10 protein-coding genes are annotated in these 11,635 nt (G+C 59.6%); 8 read left to right on the forward strand and 2 right to left on the reverse strand.

Features of this window, described 5'->3' with window-relative positions:
* Window positions 1-210 precede the first annotated feature (210 nt).
* The 5 genes from QRN55_RS05575 to QRN55_RS05595 all read left to right on the forward strand — a co-directional run bounded on the left by QRN55_RS05575 (window position 211) and on the right by QRN55_RS05595 (window position 5,222).
* Window positions 211-1,281, forward strand: a complete 1,071-nt coding sequence (locus QRN55_RS05575; protein WP_284775548.1) for an enoyl-CoA hydratase/isomerase family protein — start codon at window positions 211-213, stop codon at window positions 1,279-1,281.
* Window positions 1,282-1,426: 145 nt separating this feature from the next.
* The gene (gene cysP, locus QRN55_RS05580; RefSeq protein ID WP_284775550.1) at window positions 1,427-2,413 is read left to right on the forward strand and encodes a thiosulfate ABC transporter substrate-binding protein CysP; all 987 of its coding nucleotides are present in this window, start codon (window positions 1,427-1,429) and stop codon (window positions 2,411-2,413) included.
* A gap of 74 nt (window positions 2,414-2,487) precedes the next feature.
* A complete protein-coding gene (gene cysT / locus QRN55_RS05585; protein WP_284775552.1) occupies window positions 2,488-3,309 on the forward strand; it encodes a sulfate ABC transporter permease subunit CysT in 822 nt (273 codons plus the stop codon).
* Between the two features lie 3 nt (window positions 3,310-3,312).
* Complete coding sequence (cysW, locus tag QRN55_RS05590) at window positions 3,313-4,194, forward strand: sulfate ABC transporter permease subunit CysW (protein WP_111837459.1); 882 nt, start codon at window positions 3,313-3,315, stop codon at window positions 4,192-4,194.
* Window positions 4,191-5,222, forward strand: a complete 1,032-nt coding sequence (locus QRN55_RS05595) for a sulfate/molybdate ABC transporter ATP-binding protein (RefSeq protein ID WP_045228254.1) — start codon at window positions 4,191-4,193, stop codon at window positions 5,220-5,222. Before cysW ends, QRN55_RS05595 begins: the two co-directional genes overlap by 4 nt.
* Before the next feature lie 85 nt (window positions 5,223-5,307).
* Here the strand turns inward: QRN55_RS05595 and QRN55_RS05600 are convergent, their stop codons facing one another.
* Both QRN55_RS05600 and QRN55_RS05605 read right to left on the reverse strand, forming a co-directional pair.
* On the reverse strand, window positions 5,308-6,744 hold the full coding sequence (locus QRN55_RS05600; RefSeq protein WP_065701576.1) for an NAD-dependent succinate-semialdehyde dehydrogenase: 1,437 nt from the start codon (window positions 6,742-6,744) through the stop codon (window positions 5,308-5,310).
* A 286-nt stretch (window positions 6,745-7,030) separates the two neighbouring features.
* The gene (locus tag QRN55_RS05605) at window positions 7,031-8,218 is read right to left on the reverse strand and encodes an acyl-CoA dehydrogenase (RefSeq protein ID WP_103587972.1); all 1,188 of its coding nucleotides are present in this window, start codon (window positions 8,216-8,218) and stop codon (window positions 7,031-7,033) included.
* 96 nt (window positions 8,219-8,314) lie between these two features.
* On the opposite strand from QRN55_RS05605, the gene QRN55_RS05610 reads away from it, so the two are divergent.
* The 3 genes from QRN55_RS05610 to QRN55_RS05620 all read left to right on the forward strand — a co-directional run bounded on the left by QRN55_RS05610 (window position 8,315) and on the right by QRN55_RS05620 (window position 11,433).
* Entirely contained in the window at window positions 8,315-9,229 is a 915-nt protein-coding gene (locus QRN55_RS05610) for a LysR family transcriptional regulator (protein WP_284775556.1), read from the forward strand.
* A 117-nt stretch (window positions 9,230-9,346) separates the two neighbouring features.
* Window positions 9,347-10,414: a LacI family DNA-binding transcriptional regulator gene (locus QRN55_RS05615; protein WP_284775557.1), complete on the forward strand. Its 1,068-nt coding sequence runs from the start codon at window positions 9,347-9,349 to the stop codon at window positions 10,412-10,414.
* Window positions 10,411-11,433, forward strand: coding sequence for an ABC transporter substrate-binding protein (locus QRN55_RS05620; RefSeq protein ID WP_284775559.1), 1,023 nt, complete (start codon window positions 10,411-10,413; stop codon window positions 11,431-11,433). Before QRN55_RS05615 ends, QRN55_RS05620 begins: the two co-directional genes overlap by 4 nt.
* Window positions 11,434-11,635 lie beyond the last annotated feature (202 nt).

The raw sequence follows: 11,635 nt of genomic DNA on the forward strand, positions 1-11,635 counted from the left end.
AGGATCGGCGCCGGTAGTCTGCCAGACTATTACATGCCAATATTAGCTCTTGCGTCAAGTTAAATTGCTGCACTGCAAGAACGCTATGGTTGTCATTTGCGACGTATAATCAACGATAAAACGGGCATCCTGTTTCGCTGCGACGCGATAAATGTTGCGTGATGTCGTAGAGAGCCTCACATTGGCGTTAGTCGAGTGTTGGGAGGCATGATGCGGGACGATCTGGCGACGGATGAAATTATTCTGGAGAAACGCGGCAGCGTCGGGCTGATCCGCCTGAACCGGCCCAAGGCGATCAACAGTCTCAACGAAGCCATGGTCGCGGGCATGAAAGCCGGGCTCGATCTCTTCCTGCGCGACTCGGACATCGTCTGCGTCATCCTCTTTGGCGAAGGCCCGCGCGGCCTCTGCGCCGGTGGCGATGTGCGGCTTATCTTCGATGCCCGCACGGCAAGCGAGGAGGACCGCACCCGCTTCTGGCGCGACGAGTTTCCGCTGAACGAAGCTATCTCGCGCTATTCCAAACCCTTCATCGCTTTCATGGATGGCATCGTCATGGGCGGCGGTGTCGGCATATCGGCGCATGGACGCTACCGCATCGTCACGGAACGAACCCGCCTTGCCATGCCAGAGACAGCCATCGGCTATTTCCCCGATGTCGGCGCCACATGGCTGCTTCCCAAGGCTCCGGGTGAAACGGGAACATGGCTGGGACTGACGGGGCGGGAAATCGGCGCGGCGGACGCCATCTTTGCCGGTCTTGCCGACTATCACATCACCTCGGACCGACTACCGGACCTGATAGAAGCCCTGTCGGGCGTGGCCTTCTCAGCCGATGTCGGCGGTGTCATTGAAAGCATGTCCAGCAGGCCCGCAACGGCTGGATTTCTGGCTGCCGCGAGACAGGGCATCGATGCCGCCTTTCACTTCGACACGGTGCAGGAAATCTTGGACGCGCTGTCGCGCGACAGCAGCGCCTTTGCGCAGGAAACGCTTGCAACTCTAAATACACGTTCTCCCACAAGCCTGATCCTGACACTTCGGCTTTTGAGGCAGGGGAGGGAGAGTGCCAGCCTGACGGCGTGTCTGGAGCGGGAGTTTGCCGCAGGCTGCGAGGTGCTGAGAAATCATGACTTCTACGAGGGCGTGCGCGCAGCACTCATCGACAAGGACCGGAACCCGAAGTGGCAACCGACAACGCTTCCGGATGTCGATGCCGCATCCATCGAGCGATATTTCCGGCCTGTCGAGCCGAAGCTGTTTGCCGATCGCAAAGACTGACGCCTGACCGCGCGCAACATATCTCCACCATATCGCCCATGGGTAGCAAAAAAATCTCGCAATGCACGGTGATCAGGAGCGCCGTTTCTCGCGATTGATGGACACGTCTCGTATCTTGCCCACCAATCGACATTCCGGGGGTTTCATGAAACGGGTCTTGCTTATCGGCGCTGCTCTGGCAACGCTTCTGTCCACATCTGCCTTTGCGCAAGAGCCGAAAACGCTTTTGAATGCTTCCTACGACGTTGCGCGTGAAGTTTTTGCGGCAGAAAACGAAGCCTTCATCAAGGCTCATCCCGGCGTCACCATCGACCAGTCGCATGCGGGCACCTCCAAGCAGGCGCGCGCCATCGTGGAAGGTCTGGAAGCCGATGTCGTGACCTTCAATCAGGTCACCGATATCGACTTTCTCGTGAAGCAGGGCTTCGTTTCAGCCGATTGGAAGAAGAGTTTCGCCAACGAGGCATCGCCCTTCTATTCCTTCCCGTCCTTCCTCGTTCGGGCCGGTAATCCCAAGAATATCAAGGATTGGGACGATCTTGTCAGGGATGATGTAAAGCTGGTTTTCCCGAACCCGAAGACATCTGGCAACGCGCGTTACACCTATCTGGCAGCGACCGCCTTCGCCAAGGAAAAGTTCAACAACGACGACGCCAAGGTTCAGGAGTTCATCAAGAAAGTGTTCGCCAACACGCCCGTCTTCGATACCGGAGGCCGCGCAGCAACGACGACCTTTGTCGAGCGCGAAGTGGGTGATGTCCTCATCACATTCGAGGCCGAAACACGCGGCATCGCCAAGCAATACGGCACAGACAAGTTTGAGAGCGTCGTTCCATCTGTCAGCCTGCTCTCCGAATTCCCGGTCGCCGTCGTTGACAAGGTCGTGGACAAACGCGGCTCGCGCGATCTGGCGAAGTCCTATCTCGATTTCCTCTACACCGAGGAAGGTCAACGCATCGCCGCACAGTTCGGTCACCGCGTGCACGATCAGAAGGTCACGGCCGAGTTCAAGGATCAGTTCCCGGATATCCGCCTGGTCAACGTCAACGATGTCTTCGGTGGCTGGGATAAAATCCAGAAAGAACACTTCGCGTCAGGGGCCGTGCTTGATACGCTTTACGGCAATCGTTAATCGCTGATTGGTTGAGAGAACATCGACCCGGCTGGGCCTCCCGCCGGGTCGCTTTGGCATGATAGGGGACGGGTTTGAGACGCAATGTTTTGCCAGGGCTGCGATTGTCGCTCGGCGTCACTCTGCTGTATGTCGGCATCATCGTCGTCCTGCCGCTGGCTGCACTTGTCTTCAAGGCTGCAAGTCTCGGCCCAGCCGAATATTGGGCCATCGTGTCGTCTCCACGCGCTGTTGCAAGCTACCGTGTGACCGTGCTGTGTGCGCTGGCGGCCACCGTGTTCAATGTGGTGTTCGGCCTTTCGCTGGCCTGGGTGCTGACGCGCTATCGCTTCCCCGGCTGGCGTCTGGTCGATGCCATCGTGGACCTTCCTTTCGCGTTGCCCACGGCGGTCGCCGGTATAGCGCTGACGGCGCTGTTTGCGGGTAATGGCTGGTTCGGCTCCGTCCTTGCGCATGCCGGTATCAAGGTCGCCTATACGCCGCTCGGCATCATCGTCGCCATGGCGTTTACCAGCCTGCCCTTCATCGTGCGCACGGTGCAGCCGGTGCTGGAAGACCTCGATCCGGCATTGGAAGAGGCAGCACAGTCGCTCGGTGGGTCCGATTTCGAAATCTTCCGCAAGGTCATTCTGCCGTTGCTGACGCCTGCCGTTCTCGCAGGTATTTCCTTGTCGTTTGCCCGCAGTCTGGGGGAGTTCGGCGCCATCATCTTCATCGCAGGCAACCAGCCGTTTTCCACCGAGATCACCTCGCTTCTCGTCTTCATCCGGCTGGAGGAATATGATTATCAGGCCGCAGCCGCCATCGCCTCCGTGCTGTTGATCACCGCGTTCGTCATGCTCGCCGTCACCAATTTTCTGCAAACACGCGCCTTGCGCTATACGGTGAGGAGCTAGCCGATGAGTGCTCATTCCGCCCGCCGCAAGCCGCCTCGCGTGGGTGACGCGCCCCTCGTGCGCCGTTCGCTCATCGCGTTCGTTCTGATCATTGGTGCGCTGCTCGTCGTCGCGCCATTGCTCATCATCGGCGTCGAGGCCTTCTCGCAGGGCGTCAAGGTTTTCACCGCCACCATCGGCCATCCCGATACCCGCCACGCCATCTTGCTGACGGTGATCACGGCCTTGATCGCCGTTCCCGTCAACACCGCGTTCGGTATCGCGGCGGCATGGTCCATCACCAAGTTCGATTTCTGGGGCAGGCGGTTTCTGCTCGTCATCATCGAGATTCCCTTCTCCATCTCACCCATCGTTGCCGGTGTCGCCTATCTCTTCGTCTACGGCTTGCAGGGGCTGCTCGGCCCGCTCCTCGATGCGTATGACATCAAGGTGCTGTTCGCGCTTCCCGGCATCGTGCTGGCCTCCATGTTCGTCACCGCACCCTTCGTGGCGCGCGAGTTGATCCCGTTGATGCAGGCGCAGGGGCGTGATCTGGAAGAGGCCGCGACCTCGCTCGGCGCATCCGGCTGGCGCACCTTCTTTTCCGTCACGCTGCCCAATATCAAATGGGCACTGCTTTACGGCGTCGTGCTGTGCAATGCGCGCGTGATGGGTGAATTTGGCGCTGTATCGGTGGTCTCGGGCAACATCCGCGGCCAGACCAACACGCTGCCTTTGCATATCGAACTGCTCTATCACGATTATCAGGCCGCAGGCGCCTTCGCCTCGGCATCCATTCTCGCGGCTCTCGCCGTCGTCACCATCATTGCCAAGGTCGCGCTGGAAAAGCGCGGGGCAGGGCGTGGCGCCAAGAAAACCGCTGCTGTGCCGGAGACAAGCGCATGAAAATCCGCCTCGAAAACGTGGTGAAAACCTTCGACACCTTTCGTGCCGTGCGCGATGTCTCACTGGATATCGAAAGCGGGGAACTGCTGGCGCTGCTCGGCCCCTCGGGTTCCGGCAAGACGACGATCCTGCGCATGGTTGCCGGGCTCGAATATACCGATGGCGGCCACATCTATTTCGGCGACGAGGACGCCACGAATATTCCGGTCCGCGACCGTGGCGTGGGTTTCGTCTTCCAGCACTACGCGCTCTTCCCGCACATGACGCTGCATGAAAACATCGCCTTCGGTATGAAGGTCTCCAAGGTCAAACGCGACAAGGCAGCCATCGATGCGCGGGTGGAAGAATTGCTGCGGCTGGTGAAGCTGGATGGGCTGGGCGAACGGTTCCCTGCGCAAATCTCCGGTGGTCAGCGCCAACGCGTGGCGCTTGCCCGTGCGTTGTCCGTCGATCCCAAGGTTCTGCTGCTGGACGAACCCTTCGGTGCGCTCGACGCCAATGTCCGACGCGACTTGCGCCGCTGGCTGCGCGAAATCCATACCGAACTCGGCATCACCACCATCTTCGTGACCCATGATCAGGAAGAAGCACTCGATCTCGCCGACCGCGTCGTCATTCTCAACCAAGGCGAAATCATTCAGCAGGGCACGCCGAAAGACGTCTGCCGCCAGCCGAATTCCTCTTTCGTCATGCGTTTTCTGGGGGATGCGAACCGCATTTCCGGCACGGCCCGCTCCGGCAAGATTTTCGTCGGAAAAGCCGAAGTCCCCTTCGCCTATGGCCAGGCCGATGGCCCGGTCGATATCTATGCCCGCCCCAACGATCTGGAATGGGAGGATTTGCATGATGGCATTCCAGCGCAGGTCACCCGCGTCCTCGACCGGGCGGGCGACCGCCGCGTGATTGCATCCACCACCGAAGGCGACCTGCTGGAATTCGACGTGCCACCCGAAACGGCGGTCGAAGCCGGAGACCACGGTCACATCGTCATCCGCCGCGCAAAAATTTTCCCTGCAGAGCGGGCTTGACCGGAAATATTCTAGCTTAATCCACCGGGGCGATCCCCGATATCAAAATGCCCGGCGTCTCCGCCGGGCTTTGCTGTATTCTTGATCAGCTCATCTGGCTGACGAAGCGGGTTTCGAGATAGGCTTCGACCGCTTCTGAACCGCCTTCCGTGCCGTAGCCGGAGTCCTTGATGCCGCCGAACGGGACTTCAGGGATCGCGAGGCCATTGTGGTTGACGGTCAGCATGCCTGCTTCGACGCGCTGGCTGAGGGCATGGGCGGTTTTGACCGAGCCCGTGAAGGCGTAGGATGCAAGGCCGAAGGGCAGGCGGTTTGCTTCTTCCAGCGCCTCGTCCAGCGTGGAGAAGCGGTTGACGATGGCGACGGGGCCGAAGGGCTCTTCGTTCATCATCTTGGCAGAGGTTGGAACGTCGGTCAGCACGGTGGGCTCGAAGAAGTTGCCCTTGTTGCCGATGCGCTTGCCGCCGGTTTTCAGAACGGCACCCTTCGATACGGCGTCCTGGATCATCTCTTCCATGGCCGGAATGCGGCGTTCGTTGGCCAGCGGGCCCATGGTCGTGTCTGCATCCAGACCGTTACCGACCTTGACGCTCTCGGCATATTTCACGATGCCGTCGATGAACTTGTCGGCAATGCTGTCCTGAATGAGGAAGCGAGTCGGCGCAACGCAAACCTGACCGGCGTTACGGAACTTGGCAGTGGCGGAAACCTCGATTGCCTTGGCCAGATCGGCATCGTCGAACACCAAAACAGGGGCGTGACCGCCCAGTTCCATTGTGGCGCGCTTCATGTGCTTACCAGCCAGTGCGGCCAGATGCTTGCCCACTGGCGTGGAGCCGGTGAACGAAATCTTGCGGATGACCGGATGCGGAATGAGGTATTCGGAGATTTCCGAGGGAACGCCGTAAACGAGGTTGACGACGCCAGCCGGAACGCCTGCATCCACAAAGGCGCGGATGAGTTCGGCAGGCGAAGCCGGTGTTTCCTCAGGTGCCTTGACGATGATGGAGCAACCGGTTGCCACGGCGGCAGAGAGCTTGCGCACGACCTGGTTGATCGGGAAGTTCCATGGCGTGAAGGCGGCCACGGGGCCGACCGGGAACTTGATGGCAAGGTTGGAAACGCCACCGAAGCGGGCAGGAATGACCTGACCGTAGGTGCGGCGGGCTTCTTCGGCAAACCAGTCGATCGTGTCGGCAGCGTTGATGATTTCCATCTTGGACTGCGCCAGCGGCTTGCCCTGTTCGCGCGTCATCAGCCATGCGATGTAGTCGATGCGCTGGCGCACGAGATCGGCAGCCTTGCGCATGATCTTGGAACGCTCGAATGCGGAGGTTTCGCGCCAGACCTTGAAGCCCTTGTCGGCAGCGTCCAGCGCCAGATCGAGATCGGCCTTTTCGGCATGGGCGATCGTGCCGAGCGTCTCGTCGGTTGCCGGGTCGAGAACCTCGATGGTCTTGCCGGACAAGGCATCGCGCCATTCGCCGTTGATGAGAAGCTTGATGTCGGGATAGCTGTGCATGTGAAATACCTTCGTGACTTGACCGACCGGCACGGTGCCGATGCTTTAGCGTTGACTTGCGGTCTCGGAATTTACCGGCGCTGCATGACATGTCTTCCGTTGCGGGACAATCGAAGGCAGCGAGACCGGATATGGCAAATGGACCTGCCAGAGACGATGATGACATCTCTATATTAATTCGTGCGGCGGCGGTTTCAACCGGTCAGGGCGTTAAAAAGTATTATTTATTTCGCATCGCAGCAAAACCGGCGACGAATGGCCGCCGGTTTCGTTGTTTCTGGTTATCTCAGAAAAACGCCTGAATGCCGGTCTGGGCGCGACCCAGGATCAGCGCGTGCACGTCATGCGTGCCCTCATAGGTGTTGACCGTTTCCAGGTTCTGCGCGTGGCGCATGACGTGATATTCGATCTGAATGCCGTTGCCACCATGCATGTCGCGGGCCTGACGGGCGATATCCAGAGCCTTGCCGCAATTGTTGCGCTTGACGATGGAGATCATTTCCGGGGCCATGCGGTGCTCATCGAACAGGCGACCGACGCGGAGCGAAGCCTGAAGGCCGAGCGTGATTTCCGTCTGCATATCGGCCAGCTTCTTCTGGTAAAGCTGCATGCCAGCCAGCGGCTTGCCGAACTGCTTGCGGTCCATGCCATATTGATGGGCGCGGAACCAGCAGTCTTCGGCCGCCCCCAGCACGCCCCAGGAAATGCCGTAGCGTGCGCGGTTGAGGCAGCCGAACGGGCCCTTGAGACCGGAAACGTTGGGCAGCAGCGCATCTTCGCCCACTTCGACGCCATCCATGACGATTTCGCCTGTTATGGATGCGCGCAGCGACAGCTTGCCGCCAATCTTGGGGGCGGACAGGCCCTTCATGCCTTTTTCCAGCACGAAGCCACGGATCTGGTTGTCATGCGCTTCGGATTTTGCCCAGACGACGAAGACATCGGCAATCGGCGAGTTGGAAATCCACATCTTGGAGCCGCGCAGTCGGTAACCACCGGCAATCTTTTCGGCACGGGTCTTCATGCCGTTCGGGTCGGAACCGGCATCAGGCTCCGTCAGGCCGAAACAGCCGATCAACTCACCGGAAACGAGGCCGGGCAGATACTTGTCCTTCTGCTCTTCCGAGCCATAGGCAAAGATCGGATAGATGACGAGCGAGGACTGCACGCTCATCATCGAGCGATAGCCGCTGTCGATGCGTTCGACTTCGCGGGCCACGAGGCCGTAGGCGACGTAGCTTGCTTCAGCGGCACCGTATTTTTCAGGAAGCGTCACGCCCAGAAGGCCGGTCTGGCCCATCAGGCGGAACAGCTCAGGCTCGGATGTTTCCGACAGGTAGGCTTCGTTGATGCGCGGCAAAAGCTCCGATTGGGCAAAGGCGGCTGCCGTATCGCGGATCATCCGCTCGTCTTCCGTCAGTTGGTCCTCGAGAAGAAACGGGTCCTGCCAATTGAATGCTGTGCGTTCGCTCACGGTAAATCTCCAAAATTGCTGGTGTGATTATTGGCCTTTGGCACCATCGCGGCAAGCCATGTTTACTCATTTTGCTATTACAGATAGGAATGCGCCATGACCTCGCTCAGCCGCAAACTTCTGCCCTCCACCAGCGCTCTCGCCGCCTTTGATTCCGTGGCGCGGCTGGGCAGTTTTTCGCTGGCCGCAGACGAGCTTTCGCTGACGCAAGGGGCCATCAGCAGGCAGGTTCTGTCGCTGGAAGAACAACTTGGCGTGCGGCTGTTCGAGCGTGGTGCACGCGGCGTTTCGCTGACTGCCGAAGGCCAGACCTATGCCAAGGCCATCGGCACGGCGCTGGGCGATATCCGCTCCGCATCCCTGCAGATTATGACCAAAACGCATGGCAACACGCTGAACCTTGCCATGCTGCCCACCTTCGGTACGCGCTGGCTGTTGCCGCGCATTCCCAAATTCGTGGCCGCCCACCCGGAAATCACGCTCAATTTCGCCACCCGCATCGGCCAATTCGATTTCGAAAAGGAAGGCCTTGACATGGCCATCCATATCGGCCAGCCGGATTGGCCTGCGGCGGAAAGCACGTTTCTGATGGACGAGATGGTCGCACCGGTGTGCAGCCCATCCTTTCTGGCCGCGCACCCCATTGCTAAGGCGCAGGATATCTCCACCCTTCCGCTGCTGCATATGGCATCCAGACCCGGCGCATGGGATCACTGGTTCCAGAGCCTCGGGCTTGGCGTGCAAAACGCACCCGCCATGCGCTTCGAACAATTCTCCAGCGTGGCGCAGGGCTGCATCGCAGGCTTGGGCGTGGCGTTGATGCCGCTGTTTCTGATCGATATCGAACTCAAGGCTGGGCAATTGGTTGCCGCTTTCGATCATCAGGTCAAAAGCCCCAGTTCCTATTATGCCGTCGCCCCGCTTTCGCGCATCAATCACGCGCCCGTGGTGCTGTTCAAGCAGTGGCTTCTGGCCGAGGTCGAAGGGTTTCGTGCGGAGACCGGGCGATAATTTCGCGCTTGTTTTCGGCACTTAGCCTTCGCGCACAAAAATCAACCTTATGGCGACTCGACAAAAACGACGTTTCGCTTTAGCCTGATTAAACGTTTAATCACGAATGGACAGGCCATGACCTCGGGTCGTGCAGGCGCAAATCTGACGGCAATCGCTTCGGCACTGCGTGTGTCGACTGCAACCGTGTCCAATGCGCTCTCCGGCAAGGGCCGCGTTTCCGCCGAGCTTTCCGAAAAAATCCGTCTCAAGGCTGATGAACTTGGCTATGTGCCCAGTATTGCAGGTCGCGCATTGCGCACCGGCAAAAGCGGCGTTTTGGGCCTTGTCCTGCCGGATATCGCCAATCCCTTGTTCCCGCAGATCGCCCAGGCCATCGAAAAGGCCGCTGACAAAGCCGGTTACGGCGTGTTGATTGCGGATAGCCATGGCGATGTCGCCAAGCAGACGGAAGCGATCAACCGCCTCATCGAACGCGGCGTCGAGGGCATGGTGGTGGTGCCCCGTCGCGGCACGCGCATCGGCAATGTCGATTGCCCTGTCGCCGTTATCGATTCCCCCTCCACGCCTGGCAACACGGTTGCTGCCGATCATTGGGATGGCGGTTTCCAGATCGGTCGCCACCTGGCGCAACTCGGCCACCGGAAGGTGGTCATCATCGGCAACAACCCTGACTCCAACGTGCAAAACGACCGCGTCGGTGGCATCCGCTCCGGCCTTTCCGGCACGGCGGAAACCGAGGCATTGTGGATCGCCTCTCTGGAAAATCAGAATGGGGCAGGGTGCCCTCTGGGCGTTGCGGACAAGGTGGCGCAGGGCTTTACGGCCTTCGCTGCGGTGTCCGATCTTCATGCGCTTCGGGTGCTCACCGAATTGCAGCGCGATGGCATCACCGTGCCGGAACAGGCCAGCGTCACCGGTTTCGACGACCTCATCTGGGCGCCTGTGGTCACCCCGGCGCTGACGACCATTCGTATGGACATGGTGCGGATTGCCGATCTGGCCATCACCGCGCTGGTGCGCAGCATCGATACCGACAATCCCGACAGCCGCTCCGCCAATGGCGGTGTCATCGCCGACATCTCAAAAGTGGCGATGGAACTGGTCATACGCCATTCGTCCGGCCCGAACAATAAGAAGCAGACAGCCAACAAAACCTCGACAGCAGGAGAACTCACATCATGAAGAAGATCATTCTGGCATCCGGCACGGCGCTGATGCTGTCCATGGGTGCCGCGCAGGCGCAGGACAAGACACTGACGATTTCCGTCTATGCCTTCGCGCAGGACGAATTCAAGGAACTGGTCTACACGCCGTTCGAAGCCAAATGCGGCTGCAAGCTGGTGGTGGAGACCGGCAACAGCGTCGAGCGTCTGGCCAAGATGGAAGCCAACAAGGCAAGCCCGGTCATCGATCTCGCCATCGTCTCCATGGCCGATGCGCTGTCTGCCGCCCGCAAGGACCTGATCCAGAAGATCGACACATCAAAGGTGCCGAATGTCGACAAGCTCTACGACATTGCCAAGGACCCGAACGGCGATGGCATGAGCGTCGGCGTCAATTTCTACGCCACCTCCATCGTCTACCGCACCGACAAGATGAAGATCGATAGCTGGGCAGACCTGTTGAAAGACGGCGTTGTCGATCACGTCGCCTTCCCGAATGTCACCACCAACCAGGGTCCGCCCGCGCTCTATATGCTGGGCAAGGCCATCGGCAAGGATACGCCTGATCTCTCCGGCGCTATCGAAGCGGTTGGCGCAAAGAAGGACGAGATCGTCACCTTCTACGTTAAGTCCTCGCAACTGGTGCAACTGATGCAGCAGGAAGAAATCTGGGCCGCCCCCATCGGCCGGTTCTCCTGGGCTCCTTTCACCAAGCTCGACCTGCCGCTGGCATGGGCAACGCCCAAGGAAGGCCAGACGGGCGGCATGAATGTTCTCGTGGTGCCCAAGAACGGCAAGAATGAAGACCTGGCGCTTCAGTTCATGGATTTCTGGCTCTCGACGGATGTTCAGAAGGCGCTGGCCGAAAAGCTGGTCGATAGCCCGACTAACAAGGAGGTGAAGGTGTCTGACGAGGTCGCCAACAACATCACCTATGGCGATGAGACGGCGAAGAGCCTCCAGCTCATTCCATCTGCTGCGACGCTGGATAACCGCGATAAGTGGTTGTCGGAGTGGAATGCGAAGGTTGGGCAGTAAGGACGGTTGCTGGGTGTGGTGGTTACGTGCTGGCGCACGTCACCCCCCTCTGTCCTGCCGGACATCTCCCCCTCAAGGGGGGAGATGTCCGGCAGGATGCACCGACATCGCTCCTGTCTCGACCTATAAGATGGCCTGAAACTTTGCCGCGAGTCGATCTCCCCACCTGAGGGGGAGATGCCCGGCAGGGCAGAGGGGGGCT

Origin of the sequence: Agrobacterium sp. lyk4-40-TYG-31 (assembly GCF_030209855.1) — a bacterium.
GTDB classification, from domain to species: Bacteria; Pseudomonadota; Alphaproteobacteria; order Rhizobiales; family Rhizobiaceae; genus Agrobacterium; species Agrobacterium vaccinii.

Coding starts and splice junctions, on each gene's coding strand:
- QRN55_RS05575 (WP_284775548.1), top strand. CDS start 211: ATGCGGGACGATCTGGCGACGGATGAAATTATTCTGGAGAAACGCGGC.
- cysP (WP_284775550.1), top strand. CDS start 1,427: ATGAAACGGGTCTTGCTTATCGGCGCTGCTCTGGCAACGCTTCTGTCC.
- cysW (WP_111837459.1), top strand. CDS start 3,313: ATGAGTGCTCATTCCGCCCGCCGCAAGCCGCCTCGCGTGGGTGACGCG.
- QRN55_RS05595 (WP_045228254.1), top strand. CDS start 4,191: ATGAAAATCCGCCTCGAAAACGTGGTGAAAACCTTCGACACCTTTCGT.
- QRN55_RS05600 (WP_065701576.1), bottom strand. CDS start 6,744: ATGCACAGCTATCCCGACATCAAGCTTCTCATCAACGGCGAATGGCGC.
- QRN55_RS05610 (WP_284775556.1), top strand. CDS start 8,315: ATGACCTCGCTCAGCCGCAAACTTCTGCCCTCCACCAGCGCTCTCGCC.
- QRN55_RS05615 (WP_284775557.1), top strand. CDS start 9,347: ATGACCTCGGGTCGTGCAGGCGCAAATCTGACGGCAATCGCTTCGGCA.
- QRN55_RS05620 (WP_284775559.1), top strand. CDS start 10,411: ATGAAGAAGATCATTCTGGCATCCGGCACGGCGCTGATGCTGTCCATG.